The organism is Candidatus Chlorohelix sp., assembly GCF_037138995.1.
Classification (GTDB): Bacteria; Chloroflexota; Chloroflexia; order Chloroheliales; family Chloroheliaceae; genus Chlorohelix.
On sequence record NZ_JBAXHI010000013.1, the window covers coordinates 43,286 to 66,005 of the forward strand.

General features: G+C 46.3%; 16 protein-coding genes. 8 read left to right on the forward strand and 8 right to left on the reverse strand.

Going from position 1 to position 22,720, the window contains the following annotated elements; all coding sequences use genetic code 11:
• Positions 1-51 precede the first annotated feature (51 nt).
• Entirely contained in the window at positions 52-1,791 is a 1,740-nt protein-coding gene (aroB, locus tag WCK19_RS08125) for a 3-dehydroquinate synthase (protein WP_342396876.1), read from the forward strand.
• 45 nt (positions 1,792-1,836) lie between these two features.
• Here the strand turns inward: aroB and WCK19_RS08130 are convergent, their stop codons facing one another.
• The 6 genes from WCK19_RS08130 to WCK19_RS08155 form a co-directional block, all read right to left on the reverse strand.
• Positions 1,837-2,328 (reverse strand): hypothetical protein, encoded by a 492-nt coding sequence (locus tag WCK19_RS08130; protein WP_342396877.1) that lies wholly within the window; start codon positions 2,326-2,328, stop codon positions 1,837-1,839.
• A 155-nt stretch (positions 2,329-2,483) separates the two neighbouring features.
• Positions 2,484-3,599: a WD40 repeat domain-containing protein gene (locus WCK19_RS08135; protein WP_342396878.1), complete on the reverse strand. Its 1,116-nt coding sequence runs from the start codon at positions 3,597-3,599 to the stop codon at positions 2,484-2,486.
• Between the two features lie 94 nt (positions 3,600-3,693).
• Entirely contained in the window at positions 3,694-4,683 is a 990-nt protein-coding gene (locus WCK19_RS08140; protein WP_342396879.1) for an MBL fold metallo-hydrolase, read from the reverse strand.
• Positions 4,684-4,804: 121 nt separating this feature from the next.
• Entirely contained in the window at positions 4,805-5,776 is a 972-nt protein-coding gene (rocF, locus tag WCK19_RS08145) for an arginase (protein ID WP_342396880.1), read from the reverse strand.
• A gap of 39 nt (positions 5,777-5,815) precedes the next feature.
• Positions 5,816-6,766 (reverse strand): 2-dehydropantoate 2-reductase, encoded by a 951-nt coding sequence (locus WCK19_RS08150; protein WP_342396881.1) that lies wholly within the window; start codon positions 6,764-6,766, stop codon positions 5,816-5,818.
• A gap of 299 nt (positions 6,767-7,065) precedes the next feature.
• Positions 7,066-8,025 (reverse strand): cation diffusion facilitator family transporter, encoded by a 960-nt coding sequence (locus tag WCK19_RS08155; protein ID WP_342396882.1) that lies wholly within the window; start codon positions 8,023-8,025, stop codon positions 7,066-7,068.
• 434 nt (positions 8,026-8,459) lie between these two features.
• Between WCK19_RS08155 and WCK19_RS08160 the strand changes: the two genes are divergently transcribed.
• Positions 8,460-9,977, forward strand: coding sequence for a DEAD/DEAH box helicase (locus WCK19_RS08160; protein WP_342396883.1), 1,518 nt, complete (start codon positions 8,460-8,462; stop codon positions 9,975-9,977).
• A 126-nt stretch (positions 9,978-10,103) separates the two neighbouring features.
• Here WCK19_RS08160 and WCK19_RS08165 read toward each other — a convergent pair whose 3' ends face one another.
• Complete coding sequence (locus WCK19_RS08165) at positions 10,104-10,454, reverse strand: response regulator (RefSeq protein WP_342396884.1); 351 nt, start codon at positions 10,452-10,454, stop codon at positions 10,104-10,106.
• A gap of 787 nt (positions 10,455-11,241) precedes the next feature.
• Here WCK19_RS08165 and WCK19_RS08170 point away from each other — a divergent pair.
• The 6 genes from WCK19_RS08170 (at position 11,242) to WCK19_RS08195 (ending at position 17,216) form a co-directional block, all read left to right on the forward strand.
• Positions 11,242-12,366 carry a 4Fe-4S dicluster domain-containing protein gene (locus tag WCK19_RS08170; RefSeq protein ID WP_342396885.1) on the forward strand — a complete coding sequence of 375 codons (1,125 nt, stop codon included), beginning with the start codon at positions 11,242-11,244 and terminating at the stop codon, positions 12,364-12,366.
• Positions 12,367-12,382: 16 nt separating this feature from the next.
• Complete coding sequence (locus tag WCK19_RS08175; protein WP_342396886.1) at positions 12,383-12,847, forward strand: cyclic nucleotide-binding domain-containing protein; 465 nt, start codon at positions 12,383-12,385, stop codon at positions 12,845-12,847.
• 3 nt (positions 12,848-12,850) lie between these two features.
• Positions 12,851-13,708 carry an FAD/NAD(P)-binding protein gene (locus WCK19_RS08180; RefSeq protein ID WP_342396887.1) on the forward strand — a complete coding sequence of 286 codons (858 nt, stop codon included), beginning with the start codon at positions 12,851-12,853 and terminating at the stop codon, positions 13,706-13,708.
• A gap of 1 nt (position 13,709) precedes the next feature.
• Positions 13,710-14,489, forward strand: a complete 780-nt coding sequence (locus tag WCK19_RS08185; protein ID WP_342396888.1) for a hypothetical protein — start codon at positions 13,710-13,712, stop codon at positions 14,487-14,489.
• Positions 14,479-15,768, forward strand: a complete 1,290-nt coding sequence (locus tag WCK19_RS08190; RefSeq protein ID WP_342396889.1) for a Ni/Fe hydrogenase subunit alpha — start codon at positions 14,479-14,481, stop codon at positions 15,766-15,768. The genes WCK19_RS08185 and WCK19_RS08190 overlap by 11 nt, the downstream gene beginning before the upstream one ends.
• Positions 15,769-15,947: 179 nt before the next feature.
• Positions 15,948-17,216 (forward strand): MFS transporter, encoded by a 1,269-nt coding sequence (locus tag WCK19_RS08195; RefSeq protein ID WP_342396890.1) that lies wholly within the window; start codon positions 15,948-15,950, stop codon positions 17,214-17,216.
• Positions 17,217-17,279: 63 nt separating this feature from the next.
• Here the strand turns inward: WCK19_RS08195 and WCK19_RS08200 are convergent, their stop codons facing one another.
• Positions 17,280-22,616, reverse strand: a complete 5,337-nt coding sequence (locus WCK19_RS08200; RefSeq protein WP_342396891.1) for a CHAT domain-containing protein — start codon at positions 22,614-22,616, stop codon at positions 17,280-17,282.
• Positions 22,617-22,720 lie beyond the last annotated feature (104 nt).

A 22,720-nucleotide genomic window follows, 5' to 3' on the forward strand; every position in this document is an offset into this window, starting at 1 on the left:
CGCATGCCTTCTTTTGGCATAAAATGAAGCAAAAATTAACTAGAGGATAACATGGAAAGTTTGAAAGAAAATATTTTTCTGGTAGGGTTCAGCGGTACGGGCAAAACCAGCGTTGGTAAACTGCTTGCCCGGATGCTCGGTTACGAGTTTGTCGATACCGACCTCCAGATTGAGGCTAATACCGGGAGAAGTATCCCTGAAATTTTTGCTGCGGATGGGGAAGCGCCTTTTCGCCAGCTTGAAAGTGATGTGTTGGAATCGGTTTGCCGCGAAGATTATCAGGTGGTTTCTACCGGCGGCGGCATCGTTATTTCGGCGACAAATCGTACAAAGATGACTGCTAACGGCTATGTATTTTGCCTTGAAGCGCGTCCCGAAACAATTATGGTGCGCCTTATGCTGGCAAGCAGTGAACCCGGTTCGGTGCGCCCTTTGCTACAAGGCAATGACTCCTATAATCGTATTACCAGCCTAAAAGCGTCACGACAATCATTTTACGCCGAGTCAGATTGGACAGTGCATACCGATTTTTTGACCCCCGAAGTTGTAGTGGAGGAAATTATACGGGCTTTAGAACTGGTAAAACGGCGCGGTGAAAAAGGCAAGGGTGGCGCAACTACGCCTGCTAAGAGAGCCGCCGCCGATGCAATAGTTTTCAGCCCGCATACTTCTGACTCAGAAGCGCTTCAAATCAAAGCCACCAAAGGTAGTTATAATGTTTTATTTGCGCCTGATTTGCTGGCAGAACTTGGAAGTCTCATAAAAATTCATTTGCCGGGTAGCGAGAACCGCGCCGTATTTGTAATAAGCGATTCTAATGTTGCAGCAATCTATGGAGAGAAAACATTGGACGCGCTACGCTCGGAAGGCTTTCGCCCTACACTATCGAGCGTACCCTTCGGCGAACAGTCCAAAAGCCTTGAGCGTGTGTCAGAGCTATACGAAAAGTTAGCAGAAGCGCGTGCCGAACGCAAAGATATAATTGTGGCGTTGGGCGGAGGCGTTGTGGGAGATTTAGCCGGGTTTGTGGCGGCTACATGGCTACGTGGTGTGCCGCTAGTGCAAGTTCCTACCACGTTGCTGGCAATGGTAGATAGCAGCGTAGGCGGCAAAACTGGAGTTAATTTGCCACAGGGCAAAAATCTGGTGGGCGCATTTTACCCGCCACGCTTGGTGCTAACCGATGTCAATTTGCTAGATAGCTTGCCCGAAAGAGAGCGGCGCAGCGGTTGGGGAGAAGTTATAAAACACGCCATTATTCCCGGTGCAGACCTCAATGAGCAGGGCGCACTGAAACGCTTGGCGCGATTGGAAACGCACTTGCCACGCTTGCAAGCTGGCGAGGCGGAAATAACCGCTGCGATTTTGCGGGAGTCTGTAGCGGTAAAGGCAGGGGTAGTCGAGCAGGACGAGCATGAAACAGGCTTGCGAATGACTCTTAACTACGGGCATACTTACGCGCATGGTCTAGAGTCGGCTGGAGGTTACAACCTGCTATTGCATGGCGAGGCGGTAGCGATTGGGATGCACGGGGTAGCTTTGCTTTCACAGCAATTGGGCTACTGCGATTCCGCTTTTGTGGAAAGACAGCGCCAAATCCTCGAAGGCTTCGGTTTCAAGCTCAAGGCAGCAGTTGACCCGGATAGAGCGTTAGCAGCTATGGGTCTAGACAAAAAAAGTGATGGCGGGGCAATTCGCTGGATAATCCCAGAAGGGGTTGGGCGTGTCACAATCCGCAAAGACATACCCTTTGAAACAGTCCGTGAAGTAATGCGGGAATTGGTTGGGTAAAAAAAGGACGCTCCCAGTCGAGCGTCCATTTCAAGTTTTTTACTTCTAGCTGATAGAGGGTTGCATGTGGTGTTCGCCTGGCTTGCCCTCAAGGATGTGCTTAAGGCGCGAAAGGCTATGTTGAAGGTAGCCAGTGAGTACCGGGTCAAGCATCTGGATGGCAGTATTGGCGAAAAAACCGATAAAAGCTGTACGCATCACCAGTTTTAACTCAAGCGAAACGCGAGTATTACCATCGGCGGTCTTATGCAATAGCCATATAACCTCGCTGTCGTATTCTTTATCTTCAGAGCGCAATCGCACTTCCTGTCCGGGAGTAAAAACCACAACTTTATAAAGGATTGAAACCTTTTTGCCAAAAAACGCCCCTTTGCCCCTCACATAAGTACCCAAACGATAAATACCATCGGTAGAGGGTGGGCGTACCAATGGTTTAACCTCGAAATCCCGAATAAAATACTCGTTGGTTTTATTGCCATTAGAAAGATATTCGAAAACTTCTTCAGGGATTCGATTTATCTCTACAACACTTTTCATGATTATTTTCCTATTTCAAATAGATTTGAGGGTTTCTGCTTAAAGCTACCAAACTTGCCCCACTATGTAGGTAGTTTACAATACAATAATAGGCTTTCTCAAAAAGCGGCTTGTTAAAATCTTATTTGAATATTACTAAAAAATTGTATAAGCAATTACGAAACGCCCACATAACGAATTTTGGTAAGTCCGTTACCGAGTCCAGCTATCAGCAAATTACCATCGGCATTGAAAGTAACCCACGCCGCAGACGAGCCATTTTTAAAGCTGGCAAGGGGCGAGCCTTTAACCACATCCCAAAGGCGTGTAAACTGGTCTTCCGAGCCGCTTGCCAGAATTTTACCGGAAGGACTGAAAGCCACCGAGCGCACTTCCTCTGTATGCCCTTTGAGAGTGTAGCGCAGTTTGCCAGTAGCCGCTTCCCAAATCAGCACATTGGCATCCTTCGAGCCGCTTGCTACCAGTTTGCTATCGGGGCTGAAAGTGACAGGCAAAACCCAATTAGTATGACCTCTCAGGATAGACGAAGTTTTACGAGTAGCGACATCCCACAAACGTACCGTATAATCCAGCGAACCGGTAGCGATGAGCTTACCGTCAGGGCTGAATACCGCGCTTTCAATCCAGTTGGTATGCCCATTGAGGATGGCAAGCTCTTTGCCGGAAGGAATCTCCCACAGGCGCAAGGTGGTATCTTTAGAGCCACTGGCGAGGGTTTTGCCGTCCGGGCTAAAACTGACCGCCGCTATCTCATCGGTATGTCCCTTGAGGGTAGCCAGTTCTTCGCCACCGGGCAATTGCCATAATTTAATAGTCTTATCTACCGAACCGCTGGCAAGCAATTTTCCGTCCGGGCTGAAAGCCACCGCTCTAACTTCGGCAGCATGTCCTTTGAGCGTTTTAAGCTCTTTGTGGCTGGCAAAATCCCACAATTTGATAGTTTTGTCAGCAGAGGCGGTGGCAAGGATTTTACCATCGGGACTCAACACCGCTTGCCATAGCCCACCAGTATGCCCTTGCAAAGTGGCTACTTCTTCGCCGAAACGATAAGCAGGCGTAGGCGAGGGTAACGGGGTAGCAGTAAAAGACGGAGTAGGGGTAGGCGGTATGGTGGTAGGAGTAGGGATGGCGGTGGGACTTGGGGCAACCGTTGCGGTGAGCGCAGGTGTAACAGTAGGCGCGACAGTAGCGATAGGCGAATCGCCACAACCTACCAGCAGCATAAGCGCGGCGATTATCAGAAGAAGGGTTAGGGAAAAACGTTTGGTCATTCTTGTTCTCAATCTGTGGTAAAAAGCGACAAAAGGTTGAAAATACCGCTTTAGATGAAACCGCTTTTACCGAAATTTGTCAAGCCTCCCTTGTTCAATTTTGGCGGTAATATACTATGCCTTCACGTTCTTCGGCTAAAACCTGCCCTTCTTGTTTCAAACGTTCAAGATGTGACAAGACCTCCATCAAGCCCAAATAACGGTTGAAACCCTTCAAGCGGTCTCCCCAAATGGTATGCGCTACCCCTTTAGCAGTAAGCGGGCTATGCTCTAGCCCTGCTAAAATTTTATTCATACGATGGCGATGATGTAGCTTCAGATTTTCTATGCGGTGACGATGATTACCAAAGGGATGACCATGCGCTGGTAAAATCTCATCTACCTCTAAAGCGGCAAGTTTATCCAACGAACTGATAAAATCGCCCAATGGGTCGGGCCGAGAACCGGGGTATATACCGATATTGCTGCTAATGGTGGTTAAAAGATGGTCGCCAGACAAAAGTAATCGCTGTTCGCGGTTATATAGCACAAAATGACCGTTGGTGTGTCCGGGTGTCCAAACTACTTCCCAACCGTCAGTTTCATTCCGTAAGCTGACTTTCTCGCCTCCTCCCACCAAAGTATCACCCGGCTTTAAATCTATCATCTGCATTGGAAAACCGGCGGGGTCACCACCTAAATCAGCCGCGCCGTTTTGCAATAACCATTTATACATCGCCTCGTTTGACTCTTGCGGCTTAGAGGTGCGGTAGTGCATAAACTCATGGTCAAGTTGATGGAAAAAGATTTTTGCGCCCGGTGCCGCTTCACGCAGGGAGGAAAGCGCCCCGATATGGTCAATGTGGTAGTGGGTCAGGAAAATATCGGTTAACTCACCAAAATAAATGTCCAACGCTTTAAAGCCCTGCTGCAAATCTTCCCACGCAATAGGCAAACCTGTATCCACCAACGTCAGACGGTTTGTGCCTTTCAACAGGTAAACATTGATGTGAAACGGTTCAAACGGCATTGGAAGTTTTATTTTGTAGAGATTAGCCGCGACTTCTTGTATAGCAGATGTACCGGATGAGGCTGATTCAGACATTAGAAAAGTTCCTTTAAATAGGCTGATTTAAAACCCTAGTATGAAATACGGGTTTATAAATATAATTATGTAAACTTAATAGCTTGATAAGTAGAAAATAACATTCCTTGCTCTATCCAATTTAGAGTATGCGTTTTCCAAGCGCGGAAGCCACCAGTTCGATGCCCATTTCAACGGTGGCATCCTCTTGTAGGTTAGTACCACCCTGTGCAAGGTTGTGCCTATCTTCGAGATAACCCAAGCGCGGATTAATCTCCACCAAATCCATAGAAACTAATGCGCCCGTTTCCGCCAACGCTTCGCAGATAAAGTGCGCCTCGCGATAGTTCAAACCACCACGCGCTTTAGTGCCGGTGTTGGGGGCAATATAGGGGTCAAGCGCGTCTATATCAAGGCTAAGATGGATTGGGCGGTTGTTGTCAGGGTTTATCGAGTTCAACGCCATTTCCATCACCCTACCGATACCGTAGCGGTCAACCTCCATCATGGTAAAAACCTTGATGCCGGATTCGCGTAGCAAAATGCGCTCCTCTGCATCAATCGAGCGCACCCCAATAAGAGTCACATGGTCAGGCTTGAGCAATTGCGTTAGCCAATCAAAACCGGGCATTGAACCGGGATTAATTTTGCCCATCAGGGCAGCAAGCGGCATCCCATGCAAATGACCGCTAGGCGAGCTTTCGGGAGTATTGAAATCGCCATGTGCATCTACCCACACTACCGATACATCTGGTCGCGCCTTTACCATTCCGCTAATAGAACCCATTGCAATACTATGGTCGCCTCCAAGCGTAAGGCAAAATTTACCCTCCCCCGCTAGATTAGCCACTCTTTCAGAGAGAAGGCGACAGGCAGTACCCACCTCATGCGCGTATTTTACCTTGCCCAAAGTGACCTGACCTATATCAAGTTCACGGTGATGAGGCAGGTCGAAAGGCAAATCACCCGTATCAATAACCTGCCAGCCTAATTCTTGAATTGATTGCGCCATCCCTGCCCTACGCAGCGCATCGGGTGCATCTTCTACCCCCGCCAAGTCCTGTCCCAATGCCAGCGGCGCGCCAACCATTGCTATCATTCTTGGTTCGCTCAAATATTTCATGGGTTTCTATTTGCTCCACGTAATTGTAACCTACGCCGAATAACGATACCCAACCTTTGCCGAAAGCGACAGCAGAGCGTAAAGTGTCTCAAAATGTGGCACAGGCACATTATATTTGTGGGCGCGTTTCACTAATGCCCCTAGCAATGAATCTACTTCAGTGCGGTGTCCTTTCTCAAAATCGCGCTGTAGCGAACTTTTGAAGGCAGTATCAAGCGGGAAGAGTGGATGTTTAGCACGTTCTATCATCTCAGGCGCAAAATGCACCCCTTCCGCGTGGGCAACAGCGGCAGCTTCCGCTACCAGAGTCGCATAAAGCTGTTTGGTTAGGTCAAAGCCAAAAACCTCACCTCCATGAGCGCGTGCCGCAGCAGTTAGAGCAGCGGTAGGCGCAAGCGCAAGAAATTTAGTCCAAAGTACAGTATGCGGGTCGGCGCTGAGTGAAGCTTTGATATGTGCAGCATTGAGCAACTCCACGAATTTTTCCATCCGGGTAGTACGTACCTCGCTTAATTCGGCTACCTCAAAAGCGCTGCTATCACGGGCAGGTCCATACTTTATCACCACGCCCGGCTCACCTAGCGTGGCTTCAACGCGAACCGCTCCGGCTACTACACTATCATCACCATATAGAATCGAGAGTTGGTGGGGTGCATCCAAACCGTTTTGAATGGTTATGATAGCGGTTTCGTGTCCCATCAAGGGTTGCAATTTATTCCCCGCTTCGATGGTATCATAAGCCTTTACCCCGAAAATAATATAATCAACTTCGCCAACTTCTTCTGGGTCATTCGTAGCAAACACCTTGAGTACATCAGATTTAACTTCGCCCTGATTGATATAGCGCAAAGTCAGCCCTTTCTCTCGAATTGCCTCCAGATGCGCCCCTCTTGCAATAAAACTTACCTTATGATTGTTCAAGGCAAGTAAACCGCCCACATAACCGCCTACTGCGCCTGTACCAAATATCGCAAACCTCATAATATGTCTCCCTTTTTGTCTGGTAGCGATTGATCTCTATTCAATTGTAGTCCTTGATAGGAATCGTTGCAAGAAATAACCGCTAATTCGGTTTAAACAGTAATTTCATACTGACCGTTACAAGCAAGGCTTATCCTGTTTTTCTATTTGTTGGTACGTTTGTATAACTGGCAGGTAAATAAGGGATGCAGGGTAAGCTCCCCGCCGCGGGGTAAATAAAGGGTGTCCCTACCCCCCTTGAGGGGGTTAGGGTGGTGAATAGTTACTATTCAGAAGTGATATTGCAGATTTCCACAGATTCAAGCAGTAGAACTACAAAGATAGATTCCTTCTGATTCGGTGCAGATGCTTTGAGGCTCAACGTGGATTTGCACTGTTACGCCGTTGACGGAATTGTGAATATCCGTTTCAAGCCAATTGCAAAGGCGATGTGCCTCCAGAGCGGTCATTTCATCTGGTACAACCAAATGAAAATCAATGTGGCGTTCGGGTCCGGATTGACGAGTGCGTAGCATGTGGTAATTTACATACCATTCTTTGTAATGCTCGATTCTTTGGCTAATTACCCTATTTTCCTCTTCCGGCAAGCTAGAGTCTAGCAAGCCTGAAATAGAATGCAACAGAATATCCCAACCTGCTTTGATTATCAGCAAGGCAACCAGCAAGGCAACCACCGGGTCAAGCCAGTTCCAGCCCGTTAGCGAGACTAGCGACAAGCCCACCAGCACCCCAACACAGGTTACAACATCAGCGTGAAGATGCGCGGCATCCGCCAGCAAGGCGATTGAGTCGGTCTCTTTAGCTACTTTCTTGAGATAACTGGATACTAAGTAGTTGACCAGCGCAGAAGCGCCCATAATGGCGGCACCCAACAAAGGTTGGTCTATCACGGGGGCTTCGCCGAATTTATCCAGTGCTTCCACAATGATTACCCCGGCTCCTGCAAAAATGAGCAAGGATTCGATTGCGCCGCTCAAGTTTTCGATTTTGCCATGACCAAATGGGTGGCTTTTATCAGCGGGACGCGCCGCTATCCTAATCGCTATAAGGGCAATAATGGCGGCTATTAAATCTACACTGCTATGAATCGCCTCGGAGATAACACTGATTGAGCCGATAGTCAGACCAACCGCCAGTTTGGAAACAATAAGCGAACTATTTGAGATAACACTCCAACGCGCAGCACGCTTGCGCCGCGTGACTATATCTATACAGGCGGTTTTTGTATTCGTAGCAACCTGCTCATTAACCTTTAGCAAAGGATATTCCTTTCTTCCACACTACTTTGTTATGAAAGCTAACCAAAAAATATTAATATATTATACGCAGTTTGTGAAGAATGAAAGAAAAAATTAGTGTTTGCCATCTTTAATTGAACATCAAAGATAAACATTGAGAATAATATTGGTTAATATTTCTCATTAGTAAAGGCTAATTTGCGATACCTGTGCATTAGCGCAAAAAGTGTGTTATACTTGTTAAGAACAAATATATGGCTGTGATAAGAGGTTGCGTCAATGAAGTTACGTACCTCAGGGAACTTCTTCAGCAATCGGCACTTATCCAACGTGTCCTGTTTTCCTTCTCTTTGAAGCTTTCCCCAGGCTAATTTTTCTGTTCATCTTTTATCAATAATATGACTCGTTCTGGCTGTATGCCGGGGAGAGATTTTTTAGGAAGGCTAACCATACCTTTGAGTACGAACAATTTAATTACCGAAGAACCAACGCATACTGAACCCAAACTTGCCACCTTTGCCCAATTTGGATTTCCCTCCTATTTGAAAGAAGGGCTGCATAAGATGGGGTTTCATCACCCTACCGAAATTCAGTCTAAAGCTATCCCAATACTGATGACAGGTCAGGATTTGATGGCACAGTCTATGACCGGAAGCGGAAAAACTGCCGCTTTTGCGCTGCCTATGCTTGCCAGAATTCAGACCAAATCAAGAGAGTTGCAAGCTCTTATTATTGTACCAACCAGAGAATTGGCGGTACAAGTAACCCATGTTTTCAAAGGTCTCGCCGGAAACAGCGCCAGAATTACCTCAATCTATGGTGGCGTTGGTATGGAAGGACAAATCCGAGGGTTGCAAACCGGCGGCTATCAGGTTGTAGTGGGAACGCCCGGACGCTTGCGTGACCATTTAAATCGTGGCACTTTGAAACTTGGTAACGTCCGCATGTTGGTTCTCGATGAAGCTGATGAAATGCTAGATAGAGGCTTCACTCAGGATATTGAAGCAATCGCCAGTTGTGCGGGAGTGCCGGGAAAACGCCAAACCGCCCTATTCTCGGCTACTTTGCCGGAATGGGTAATGAAAACCGCTTTAACTCATATGCGAAGTGACCACGAATCCATTTTAATTCCGCCCGGTTCAGTAGTCGGTCCCGACATTGAGCATTTAATTTACGATATGAAGCTAATGGATAAGCCAGTGGCGTTGTGCCATTTGCTCGATACCTACCCTTCCCATTCTATGCTCGTGTTTGCGCGTACCAGACATGGCGTTCACAAACTTGCTGCTCGTTTGCAACATGCCGGCTATTCTGCGGCAGGGCTTCAGGGCGATTTGAGCCAGAACGCCCGTGACCGCGTAATGTCGGACTTCCGAATGAAAAAAATCCGCATAATGGTGGCTACCAACGTGGGGGCGCGTGGTTTGGATGTCAAAGGTGTGAGCCATGTTATAAACTATGACCTGCCGGAAAGCCCCGAATTATTTACACACCGGGCTGGGCGTACTGGTCGCAACGGTGAAAGCGGCACTGCTATTACCTTTTTGACAGGGGAAGACCGTGATAAATGGCGCGAGATTGAAGCGGCGATGCGCAAAGCCGGAGTAGATTACACCCGTAGCAAATGGGATGGACCTCGCGCTACCCCAGAATCTATTCAAGCCTTTAACGCTGTTCCGGTCAATGAAATTAGCAGCTACGATGAATCAAAATTTGCGCCACGAGAATATCCGCGCCGCGAAAATAATTCATGGCAGCCCCCTAGAAATGACAGACCACGCCGCGAAAATAGCCAACCACAGGGGCAATTTGACCGTTCTACCAAACGTCCTATCCGCAAGGGCAGTTTTGAAAACGGTTCAGAATCTCGTCCAGAACAAGGCAACCGCAACGAAGGCAATCGCAATGAAGGGTTTCGAGAACGAGATGTGGCGTATTCCGGCGGAAAACGCCGTAATTCCTACGGACGTTAGGTAAATAGACACCCCTAGTTCAAACAAGGGGAATTATGCTCCTTATGATGCAAGAGCCGGATGGGTTTTAGTCCGGCTCTTTGTTTTCGACTGCTTGGTGGGGGTGCGTAAGAGGAGGGGTAAATTCTATTTCAAGGGGGGGAAATAATTTCGCAACTTAGGTAATATATTAGGCTTGGTAATAATTCCTTTTAGATTGATACCAGAAACATTTACTAACTCATCCTCAAATTCAGTAAAAACTACAAACTCAGCGGTTTCCATACCCGGAATTGCCTGAATATTCTTACAAAGATAAATGTAGGGCATTGATTCAATAAAGTTATCTGCTAATACAATCTGCGGTTTGTATTCGGCTGCTCGCGCATAACCCTCGCTACAGTTAGCGGCTTCAACCGCATCGTAGCCATGCAACTCAAAGAATAAGCGCACAACTTTTCTCAAGGCAGAAGTTTCATTAATAACAAGTACCACCATTTCACCTATTCCTTTTATGCTATAATCGGTTACAAGAAAATGGTGGGGCGGTGGATTAGTACCACCCCTGATTGAATAATGTGGCGGTAAACTTTCCTATCCCGCCCTTGCAATAGGGAGCATAACGCAAGCTACTGCAACAGTGCAGTAGTTTGTATTAAAGATATGTCTAATAAACTAGGATGTATAAACTAACGTAGGGTGTGGATAATTAAAAACTATGGGGTTCATCCTATGTCAAAATTCTTACTGCTTGAATCTAGTATCGAGAAGCGTCACGTACAAGCCCCATACCAACATCCTTTATATTTATAAACTAAGTAAAAGAATAAAAACACCAAACATAGCAATAATCGTTATCTTATGAAGACATTTTAATCCATGTACTATGAAATTCAAGTGAAATAAATAGAAAAGTTGGTTACAAAAATAACAGATTCACCTATTCTGTACTACTTATGGGGGTTTGAATTCAAAGTGTTTATTTTGCAATTATAATGTTGCTTTAGAAGTCCTTTGAGCCTTTTCATTTCGCAGTTATAAGAGAAATGACACTATCTTGGGGGGAAATTCATTATAAATGTTTTACCTAAAATTTACATATTTTTCCATTCTATACACCTAACGGTTCTATAATTAATCCTGATGTTTGTGCGATGGAATTAGACAGCAACCGCGGTTTTGGTTTTAGCAGGGTTCTGGCATCTTTCAATGATGAAGGATTCATGTATTACTAACTGAAAATATTACCAACCCGGTGTGCTAAGGCAAAGAAAGACTCGCAATTATGACATTAAAAGTCGGCGAAAAAGTCGTGGTACAACGTCCACACTTCCAACAGCTTTTTGAAAAGCTTGTTCAACAGGGCTATCAGATTGTAGGTCCAACCGTTCAGAATAAAGCCATTGTATATGCAGAACTTGATTCTTCCGATGAGCTTCCTGAAGGCTGGGCTGATGAGCAAAATAACGCATCTTACAGGCTAAAAAAGCGTGAAGATGAGTCGCTATTTGGCTATGTAGTAGGTCCTCATTCTTGGAAAAACTTTTTATTTCCAGCCAATCTGCAAATGTGGCGAACCGATGCCGGGCTATCTAGTTTCCAAGAATCCGCAGAACCGCCTCCAAAATATGCCTTCATGGGGGTGAGAGCCTGCGAGCTACACGCCATACATATTCAGGATAAGGTTTTTTTACAGGGTAATTATGTGGATTCGGACTACCGTAAAAAGCGCGAGAACCTTTTTATTGTAGCGGTAAACTGCACTGAACCGGGTGGTACATGTTTTTGTAGCTCTATGCGAACCGGTCCACAGGTTGAATCAGGCTTTGATATTGCATTGACCGAAGTTTGTGAGGATTCAGAACATTACTTTGTGATGGAAGCAGGCTCAGATGTAGGCGTAAAGATTTTGCAAAAAATCCCGCATAAAACGGAAGCGCCTGCTGAAATCGAAAAAGCAAGCCGTTTGGTTAGGCAAGCGGATGAGCAAATGGGACGCACTCTTGCTACTGAAGGGCTAAAAGAGTTACTTTACCGTAATACAGAAAACCCGCGCTGGGAGGAAGTAGCCAATCGCTGCCTCACTTGCTCAAACTGCACGATGGTTTGCCCAACCTGTTTTTGCTCCAGAGTCGAGGATGTCACCGAGTTGGACGGCGCGAGTGCAGAACGTTGGCGCAAATGGGATTCGTGCTTCATCGTGGAGTATTCCTATATAAAAGGCGGCGCGGTGCGACCTTCTGTTCACTCGCGTTATCGGCAATGGCTCACTCACAAACTCGCCGCATGGCACGACCAATTCGGTACTTCCGGCTGTGTAGGTTGCGGACGCTGTATAACATGGTGTCCGGTAGGGATAGACCTGACTGAAGAGGCACTTGCCATTCGCCAGAGCGAACTAGCACGCTGAGAAAGGAAAGGGCATTATGTTTGAGCAAGTTATAGCAAACCATCCTTTCTTTATAGGGATGGGTGAATACAATGTCAACCTGATTGCAGAACATTGTACCAACGTTGATTTTAAATCGGGAGAGTTTATCTTCAAAAACGATACTCCGGCACAACAATTTTATATTATCCAACACGGCAAAGTTGCGCTTGAAGTAGCAGGAGCAAAAACCGGCTCGGTTATAATTCAAACTCTGCGGGATGGTGATATTCTCGGTTGGTCATGGCTTTTCGCGCCTTATCGCTGGCATTTTGATGCCCGCTCGGTTGAACAAACCATTGCGCTCTCAATTGATGGCAGGTGGTTGCGCGAATATTGCGAACTAGACCACGACTTAGGTTATATAGTGATGAACCGTGTAGCGCAATTGACTATCCAAAGACTGCAAGCAACCCGGCTACAATTGCTGGATTTGTACGGCAAATCCTCTGAAAGGCGGTAATAGATGAGTTCTGCTGAAATCATTTCATCTGCCTTGCCAGATTCTATGCTACCCATTCCTTTTGTGGTTGAGCAGGTTCGCAAGGAAACGAATGATACCTTTACCCTATTGCTTGAACCGGTAAATGGACACAGCGAGTTTCGTTTTCAACCGGGACAATTCAACATGCTCTATATGTTTGGGGTAGGCGAAGTGCCTATATCAATCAGCGGAGATCCGTCTCATCCTGAAACTCTTGTGCATACTTTAAGAGCGGTTGGTTCTGTCACTAATGCTATGCGTATGCTAAAACCCGGTGACAAAATTGGAGTGCGGGGTCCGTTCGGGTCTCCATGGCCCGTGGATAAAGCCATCGGCAAGGATATTGTACTTATAACGGGTGGAATTGGACTCGCGCCCTTGCGCCCCGCCATTTACCATATTCTCGCCAATCGCCCTAATTACGGTAAGTTTGTGCTGCTATATGGGGCGCGTACTCCCCAAGAAGTGCTTTACAAAAGCGAATTGGCTAAATGGCGCAGCCGCTTTGATATGACGGTAGAAGTAACAACTGACCGCGCTACCGGAAGTTGGATGGGCGATGTTGGCGTAGTGACTACCCTTATACCTAGAGTGCCTTTCGACCCTCATAATGCGGTGGCGCTGGTGTGCGGTCCCGAAATAATGATGCGCTATACTATTATGGAACTGGAAAAACGTGGTGTGCCTCTTGACCATATTTACGTCTCGATGGAGCGCAATATGCAATGTGCCATCGGGCTTTGTGGACATTGCCAAGTAGGTCCGGTGTTTGTGTGCAAGGATGGTCCTGTTTTCAGATTTGACCAGATTCAAGATTGGTTCAAAAAGTGGGAGGTTTGAAATGCAGCCTGAGAAAAAACCAAAACTGGCAATCTGGAAGTTCGCCTCATGCGATGGCTGCCAGCTAAGCCTGCTCGATTGTGAGGATGAGCTATTGGCGGTGGCGGAAAAGGTAGAAATTGCCAATTTCCCCGAAGCCTCTAGCACTGTACTCAAGGGACCTTATGATATATCACTGGTGGAAGGTTCAATTACCACTTTACATGATGCCGAACGCATCCAGAAAGTACGCAACCTTTCAAAATACCTCATTACGATTGGAGCTTGCGCCAATGCGGGCGGTATTCAAGCGCTCCGCAATTTTAAGGATGTAAAAGAATTTACCAGCGCGGTTTATGCCAATCCTGCATTTATCAGCACCCTAGATCGCTCAACGCCTATCGCGCAGCATGTAAGGGTGGATTTTGAGTTGCAGGGCTGCCCTATCAATAAATACCAACTACTGGAAGTAATAAACGCGATGCTAAATGGGCGCAGACCTAATACGCCGCCTTATAGCGTATGCGTGGAATGCAAAATGCGGCAAACCGTTTGCGTGATGGTTGCGAATGGAACTCCTTGCTTGGGACCGGTCACACACGCCGGATGCAATGCGCTCTGCCCTTCTTATCAGCGCAATTGCTTTGGCTGCTACGGACCAAAGGAAACCCCCAATACCGCTTCTTTAGGCGCACAATGGGAAGAAATGGGCAAGAGCAAACCCGAACTTGTACGCGCGTTCCGAAGCTTCAACGCTTACGCTGAGGCTTTTAGAAAAGAGAGCAGGTCACATGAGCGTTAAAACAATCAAAGTTGATTATCTGTCGCGGGTAGAGGGTGAAGGCTCGCTGCACGTCAAAATCAAGGATAATACGGTTGAGGATGTAAGGCTGCAAATATTCGAACCTCCCCGATTCTTTGAGGCTTTCTTGCGGGAGCGTGATTTCCGCGAAGTGCCTGATATAACCGCACGTATTTGCGGGATTTGCCCGGTTGCCTACCAGATGAGTTCTGTGCATGCCCTCGAAAATGCCTTTGGGGTCAAGGTAGAGGGACAATTGCGTGCGCTAAGACGCTTGCTTTATTGCGGAGAGTGGATTGAGAGCCATGCGCTGCATGTCTTTATGCTGCATGCGCCTGATTTTCTAGGCTACCCAGATTCTCTGACACTTTCAAAAGACTACCCGGATTTGGTCAAAAGCGCATTGCAACTGAAAAAAGCAGGCAATGAAATTGTCGCGCTGGTGGGTGGTCGCGAGATACACCCGATTAACGTCAAGGTTGGTGGCTTTTACCGAGCACCTCGCAAAAAAGAGCTTAAGCCCTTGGCAGAAAAACTTAAACAAGCGCGGGAAATAGCAATTCAAGCGGTAAAATTTACTGCAACCCTACCGATGCCAGAATTTGAGCGTGATTACGTCTATGTAGCGTTACGCCATCCCGATGAATACCCTTTTAACGAAGGGCGACTGATCTCAAATAAAGGTCTGGATATAGCGATTTCCGATTACGAAACCCACTTTAGAGAAGAGCATGTCCAGCGCTCCAACGCGCTACATTCGCGCCTAATTGGAAGCAAGCCTTATTTTGTAGGTCCGTTGGCGCGTTACAATCTGAATTTTGACAAACTTTCCCCGCTGGCTCAGGAAACCGCCCTCGAAGCAGGGCTTGAAACTAGCTGCAACAATCCATTCAAAAGTATCATAGTGCGTGCAGTCGAAACGCTTTACGCCTGTGATGAAGCATTGCGCTTGATTGCACAATATGAAGAACCGGACGCTCCCGCAATTGAAGTTGAACCGCGCTTGTCCAGCGGATACGGTTGCACCGAAGCTCCTAGAGGTATCCTGTATCACCGCTACAAAGTTGATAAGGAAGGGTTGATTACTGAAGCAAAAATTGTTCCGCCAACTTCACAAAATCAGAAGATTATCGAAGATGACCTTCTGAAGTTTGTAACCAAAAATATGAATATGCCTACAGACGAACTTACGTTGAGATGTGAACAGGCAATACGCAATTATGACCCCTGTATTTCTTGTGCTACCCACTTCCTGAAACTTCATATTGAACGAAGCTGACAAGAATCCCCTCTGCTGTTGCCTATAGTAGAGGGGGTGTCATTCCTAGAGCTTACCACAATCCAATTTATTAGCCTATTTTTTTATGTCTAATATTCCGGGTATAGTGTGCTTTTATACCAACTTGCCGAATAAACGTCAATGGTGTTAGACTTGAGAGATGATAAAAATAAATAATTATGTCAAGTAATTTAATAGCGCCTATATTGCAAGGAGAAAGCTCTCCACCAAGCCTATGGCGCAACCGTAACTTCAACATCTTCTGGACTGGGCAAACGATTAATAGCTTAGGAGATTCCTTCGCCTTTATTGCTCTACCACTATTGGTTTTACAAGCTACCGGATCGGTAGCACAAATGGGACTGGTAACTGGTCTATTCGGTTTGGGTCAATTATTGGCAAATTTAGTTTCCGGACTAGTGGTAGATCGCGTAAACCGCCGCAAATTAATGATAGTCTGCGACATAGGGCAAGCGCTGGTGTACATGTTAGCGCCGATAGGTTGGTGGTTGCTTGGGTCACAAATCTGGCTGATTTACCTTCTCACCTTTGTGGGCGCAATTCTGTCAGCCTTCTTTCAAGTTGCCTATATCACCGCCATAGCCGGGTTGGTAGAGCGAGAGCAGGTAACAGAAGCGAATGGGCGTTTGCAAGTGACAGTAGGTACTTGCTTTGTAGTCGGTCCAATGTTAGCCGGACTGCTTTCAGCAATCTTTGGACCTATTGTTGCGCTGGGGCTGAATTCAATTTCTTTTTTATTCTCGGCAATTTCGCTTTGTTTGGTACAATGGAATAAACAGCTGCCACCAGACCAAAAGTATAAACCAAACATCTGGAACGAGTGGCTGGAGGGAGCAAAGTTTCTGTTTCGTCAGCCAGTGCTAAGAGCGGTAGCCTTATTGTTAGCGGTAAACTCATTTATTTCCACAGCCGGGCTGGATCTCTTTATCTTTTACCTGAAACACCCACTTGGACAAAGCGATGATACCGTAGGTTTGGTTTTAGGTGTAGCCAGTATCGGGGCGATTGCCAGCGGTATTGGGGTAGCGCCACTCCGCCGCAAATTTGGGTTTGGCGTTTGCTGGTTGGGTGGTTTGGCAGTTGGCTCACTTTGTATTGGCTTGATAGGTTTCGTACAGGGAATCATAGCAATTGCAATACTATCAATTTTTTATATGTTTGGGAATATGGTTTCCGGCATATCCTCTATGTCACTTCGCCAACAAATTACGCCAAGCCACATGCTAGGACGAGTTACCGCTTTTTTCTGGTTCTTCATGCGGGTTCCGGGAATGTTCGGCGCAGCCATAACCACCGCAATTGCAGAGGTTACAGGGGTTACATTTATGCTGGTTGCAATGGGAGCGATAGGCGTTCTACTTTCGGCGGTAGGTTTGCTAACACCTGCCCGCCAAAGATACCCAGAAAGATATGAGCAAAAAGGTTAGGGGGATTGCACAAAATCTAAAGTAGTAGCCTTACAGTTTAGCATTAATCCGGTTGCGTTGGTTTTACCGTCTTAGCAAATTTAATACCAGCAACACTAGCAATGCTATCGGTATCAGTCCCCAGAAGAAAAACAAGAGCCTGACTCTGAAAGAAACAGTAGAATCAGGAACAAGCGGTTTTTTAGCGGCTTCGGTTTTTGCAGCGCTTTTTGTTTCCTTGTTTTTATTTTTCCCGGTTGTCTGGCTATTATTGACGTTTTTTTGCGAAGATTGGGCTTTCTTAGCATGCGCTTGTGCCGATGGGGTAGAGGAAACTAACGGGAAACTGCTGGTAAGTGGCTGAATAGGGGCATAATTACTCTCGGCAAAAGCAATCATCCCTGCTACCTGTGGATAACGCCCATACATATCAAAGGCTTGTAAACGGCGCAGCGTCTCGGAGGCTTCCTGCCAACGTCCTGCTTGCAAATGGTCGTTTCCAATTATGTAAAGCTGTTCTAGTTCTAATTGTTGCTTAACGTAAGTCAGCTTGTTTTGAGTCTCAGGGTGGTAAGGATATATAGCTAACAGGTTTTCCAGCTTTTGCACTGCTACCGCCCAATCACCTCGGTCAACGGCAAATTGGGCTTCCTGCTCCATTGCTACAAACTGTGCTTGGTGATTGGACTCCTCCATACGCGCTTGTGTATCGGTAATATACCAATCGAGGTCGGTATATAAGCCGCCTCTATCCATCATCTTGACTTGGCGAAACCCATCCAACGCTTCCTGCCATTCGGCTGTGGCATGCTTTTCACGAGCAATTTGATAAACCGATTGCAAACTCTGGCTGAGTTGGACACGCGGTAAAGATACATTTGCTTCAGGCTGCTCTGGCGATAATTCAAGGACGGCAGTTAATTTTTCAATCGCTTTATCCCACTCTTGCTCTTCAATTGCAACTCTAGAAATACCCATAAGAGTATTTATCTTGTTGTTAACTTCGGTAATAACCACTTTTGCGCTACTGATAATATCGGTAAATTCCCCTTTTTTATCACGTTTACGCAATAATTCAAGCGTAATTGCAGCCTCATACCATTTTTTGGATTCTATCTGCATCTTCAAGGTAAATTTAAGTGCCTCTAAAATTTGGTAATAGCGCACCTTATCCAGCAATTGTTGTGCATTCGGGTGGTCGGGTTCGGCTGCCAGCACATCTACCAACTTTTCAATTGCAGACACCCAGTTTTTTTCTTTTAGAGCTTGACGCGCTTCTTCATAAAGGCGCGGGACACGTTCTTGCGCTTCTTTCAACTTCTGGCGAGCTTGCGCTACTAGCTGTGCTACCTCGCGGTATTCTGGCTCTTTATTGACGATTATTTCAAAACCATTTACAGCCGCATCCCATTCTTCGGTTTCAAAAGCTGCGAGGGCATCGGTATAAAGCTGTGATAGGTGTTCCTGATATAGCTGTTCTTCCAAATTGTGTTGTGAATCTGTGATTAGCCAATCAACTATTAGATAATGCCCATCGCTATCATTTTCCTTTAAGGTGCGAAATACCCGCAAGGCTTCACTCCAGTTGCCGGAGTCAAAAAACCCGCGACCTTCGGCATAAAGCCGGGCTTGTACCTGTTTGAATTCAAGTTGGTGTAGTTTTTGGGCGGTTTCCTTTCTATAGGGGTCAAGCTCTAGAAGTTTTTGAAGACGCTCGATTGACCTTCCCCATTCTTCACGTTCAATAGCAGAATCTGCTTCGTTTTCTAGGGCTTCAAGCTGCTTAACGCGCTGCTCATCGGGGGAGGTTGAAAGTATATTGAATAGAATGCCATCGCGACGCTGCGTGTATAAAATGGGTGTACCCCACTCAACCTGATTTTTATTCTCGTAAATGGCAAAGCGAGCTTGCGCCATCACGCTGTTTATACTTTTGCCTTCACTTATTCCTCCAAGAATTTCGTGTGCCAGCGTTTCGCGAGTCTTTTCGGAAATTTCAAAGGGCAATGCCACACATCCGGCTAAACCTTGTTCTACTAACGCCTGTGCGATGGTATTAATTCCGGTTGCGCCATCTCCCACCGAAGTTTCAAAAACTACCAAGCGGATGCCGGGATGTTCCTTTAGCAAGTTCCAAAGCTTTAGGACACTCAGGCTTTCGGGTTCGCCATCTTCACCAGTGATTCTCAGTTCGCCTCTTTCTACCGGAGCAACAACCCATAAAACATGGTGTTCGCCTACCCATAACTGCTTTTGCAACGCCGAAAATGTAGAGTCCTTAACTCTTTCTAGGCTTATCAAACCACGCTGTCGGTACTCACCTGCCGAATCAGCCAACGCTTGCCGGTATTCTTCGGAGTCTATTTTAGTGTAGCCCTCTGGCGCACTAACCCAACACAAAACCCGAACCGTACCACGCACTTGCACCGGAACAGGTTCTTTTTCGGTTTCAACTAACCTTACCAGCGAAATATCGCCTGCTAACCCTAAATAACTGTTGGCATAAGGATAGTACAGATATTCCCACGGTAAAATATTTAAGGTTGAATCACTACCTAGCAATAACCTTATAGTGGTAAATTTTCCCTCGCGCTCGCCCTGTACCAAAATATTGCGAAGGGCAGTTTCCATCTCATTGTTGAACAGTTCGATAAATAGATTCCAGCCAAATTTTTGAACAGCCCGCATTTCAGGACTATCAAACCCCACATCAATATAACGCGCTTGTCGCAAATACCATAACAAATTGTCCAATTGCTGGGAGTTATAGGTCAGGGCAAAGTTACCAAGATACCGATTGCCTTCGCTAGTAGTCATCTCTAGCTGATAACCTGCCAATGAGGTAGTCAATTTCAACTCAATTTGATAGCCATACTCACCGCTATCGCTCTTTACAGGTTCGTTTAAAAACGCGGCAGCATTTTGTGAAAGGCTTTCGGCTACCTTTTGGCGAACTTTATTCAGCAGTTCGGCGGTATCTTTGAAGCTAGGATTAATTGCAAAAATTGATTCGAGCTTTTGATGGGCAGCCGCCCAATCTTGCTGTTCAAGCGCAATCTTTACCCCTGCGTACATTGCTTCAAGCTGCGATTCGGTGCGCTTCTCGCTGGTAATTGAAATAAGTGCTTCGACATCGCTGTATTGCGCCGACTTATCAACCGCTTGCAATTTGCCAAATATCTCCAGCGCATCATCCCAGCGTTTTGCTTCGTAGTTCTCGCGCCCTTTCTGGTAAAGGGTACTAAGTGTTTGCTGATTGCGGGCGTACTCTAATTTTTCTGAAGCTTCGGCATTATCGGGTTCGAGCGTTAACGCCACTTCAAGTTTGCGTATGGCAGTTGCCCAAATTTCTTTCGCTAACGCGGTATTTGCTTCTTCCAGCATAGTAGCAGTGCGGGCGCGTTTTTGTGCTTTATCTATCTTCAGTTCAGTTTCAGCCACCAAAAGCGATGCCTGCGGATATTGGTTCAGCCCATCCAACGAATGTAGTTGTGTAAAGAACTCTATCGCTTCCAGCCATTGTTCTTTCGCTAATGCCGTATCGCCCTTTGCAAAAAGGTCAGCCAAAATTAACTGGACTCTGGCAAAAGCGATTTTTTCAGAAGCAGTCGGATGAGCAGGCGCAAGTTTCAGCAATTGTTCAAAACAGGAAATACCCTCATTCCAACGTTGCTGCTCAAAATAGTATTGGGATTCAGCCTCAAGCTCAATTATTTGGGATTTTTTCTGCTCTAGCGACTCTTTGGCTTCGGCTTCAGCTATCATGTTATGAGTATCGCCATAGAGCATTCCGCTATCTAGTTCTCTCAATTTGTAGAGACGTTCCAACGCTTCATGCCAGCGTTCAGCTTCAAAGCAATCACGCCCTACGGTGTAGAGTTCCAGCAATTGTTGTTGCAACCTGACTTGCTTAAAAAGGCTCTCGGCTTCTTCTAATGCCGGATACAAGCGCAATGCCTGCTCAAGACGCTCAATGGCAAGCGTCCAATCTTTTACCATTACCGCCATCTGCGCTGAAGAAAAAAGGCTAGTTGCTTCCTCTATTTTCTGGATATCTTGTACCTTAGACTCTGCTTCTACTATCAGTGAGGGCAAATCCTTGAAACGATTGCGGGAATCCTGCGCTTTAATTTTGTGGAACTCTTCCAGAGCAGCCAACCAGCGTTCCTCTTGCAACAGAGTTTTAGCATTCTGGTATTGCTCATCCAATGTTTGATTACGTCTGGCATAGTCCAACAATTTCTTTAATTCTGGACGGTCTGGTTCAAGTTGCAATAATTGTTCCAGCAATTCTTTCGCACGCGCCCATTTCTCCTGATCCAGTGATACTTTGGCATCTCGCGACAGCGTAGATAATTGCCGCTTACGTATTTCTTCGGAATTTTGGCTTTCAAGTTGGAACATCTTTCCGGTAGGGTGCGCGGTGAAAACCAGCAAAGCGCCCCAATCCGCTTCATGACCGCTAGTAAAGAGCAATTCACGAATACGTGCCACCGCTTCATCTAAACCCAAGCCCTGCGCCAATCCGCTTAATAACCCACGCGCTACAATTTCGCGCCCTTCCGAATTTAACTCAAAGGGTATCAGTACACAACCGCCCCAGCCTTCATGCACCAGCGAATTGCCCAGCGCGTTCATCTCGGCAAGTTCATTAGTGTTTTTTTCAAGTATAAGGATACGCAATTTCGGACAAATCGAAAGCCAGTGACTGGATTCGGAGATAGAGAAGCTGTGTGAACTAGCCGATGTTTCAGCGGCAAAGCTGCATTTCAGCCAGATTAGATGGAATTCATCATCAGCAAGTATATTCGCAATATCCGCCGCATTTGGGGCAGCAGTAATTTGTAGCAACCCCTGATAACGCTGCTCCTTGACCGCTTCTTCGATTTCTAAGTAATAATTACTACTGTCAGAGGAATCATCAAAAACCAACATTTTCAACGGTAAGCTAATTTTTGCGTATTCGTAGTGAAGCCCGTTTCCGGTGGAGCGTGAAAAAATAATGCCGCCGGCAAGATTAAAATAACTTTTAGCGTTGGGATAGTATAAATACTCCCACGGAAGTTGGTTAAGTAAAGAATCTTCAGGGTCAAGAGCCAATCTTAATCGGATTTTGTGGTCTTCACGCCGCGCCTGAACAAGCCTTTCTCGCAGAGCGCCCTCCATCTGGTTATTGAAGACTTGGTTAAAGAGACTCCAGCCGAATTGTTGGATAACCTGCATTTCTGGGCTATCCAGCCCGTTACCGTATTGCTGAGCTTGGCGCAAATAGGTGATGAGGTTTTCTATTTCATGCGGGGCATAGGACAGGCGAAAACTATTGAGTATAGCCGAGCCGTCAGCCGTTTTCAATTCGGATTGGTAGCCGGTATCCACCAGATTTATATGCAATTCAAGATCGAGTTTGCCCGTATCAGACAAAGTAAAACTCCTACGGAAAACTAAGCAAGGGGTTAGATAGAACTATACTAATAACCCCCAAATGCTTGTTTTCAATAGCCATATTATAGCCAACAGGAGATAAT

Excerpts from the sequence above, each read along its gene's own strand:
- WCK19_RS08180 (WP_342396887.1), top strand. The coding sequence starts at position 12,851 with ATGAGTTCTGCTGAAATCATTTCATCTGCCTTGCCAGATTCTATGCTA.
- WCK19_RS08130 (WP_342396877.1), bottom strand. The coding sequence starts at position 2,328 with ATGAAAAGTGTTGTAGAGATAAATCGAATCCCTGAAGAAGTTTTCGAA.
- WCK19_RS08150 (WP_342396881.1), bottom strand. The coding sequence starts at position 6,766 with ATGAGGTTTGCGATATTTGGTACAGGCGCAGTAGGCGGTTATGTGGGC.
- WCK19_RS08195 (WP_342396890.1), top strand. The coding sequence starts at position 15,948 with ATGTCAAGTAATTTAATAGCGCCTATATTGCAAGGAGAAAGCTCTCCA.
- aroB (WP_342396876.1), top strand. The coding sequence starts at position 52 with ATGGAAAGTTTGAAAGAAAATATTTTTCTGGTAGGGTTCAGCGGTACG.
- WCK19_RS08175 (WP_342396886.1), top strand. The coding sequence starts at position 12,383 with ATGTTTGAGCAAGTTATAGCAAACCATCCTTTCTTTATAGGGATGGGT.
- WCK19_RS08190 (WP_342396889.1), top strand. The coding sequence starts at position 14,479 with ATGAGCGTTAAAACAATCAAAGTTGATTATCTGTCGCGGGTAGAGGGT.
- WCK19_RS08170 (WP_342396885.1), top strand. The coding sequence starts at position 11,242 with ATGACATTAAAAGTCGGCGAAAAAGTCGTGGTACAACGTCCACACTTC.
- WCK19_RS08165 (WP_342396884.1), bottom strand. The coding sequence starts at position 10,454 with ATGGTGGTACTTGTTATTAATGAAACTTCTGCCTTGAGAAAAGTTGTG.
- WCK19_RS08185 (WP_342396888.1), top strand. The coding sequence starts at position 13,710 with ATGCAGCCTGAGAAAAAACCAAAACTGGCAATCTGGAAGTTCGCCTCA.
- WCK19_RS08140 (WP_342396879.1), bottom strand. The coding sequence starts at position 4,683 with ATGTCTGAATCAGCCTCATCCGGTACATCTGCTATACAAGAAGTCGCG.
- WCK19_RS08135 (WP_342396878.1), bottom strand. The coding sequence starts at position 3,599 with ATGACCAAACGTTTTTCCCTAACCCTTCTTCTGATAATCGCCGCGCTT.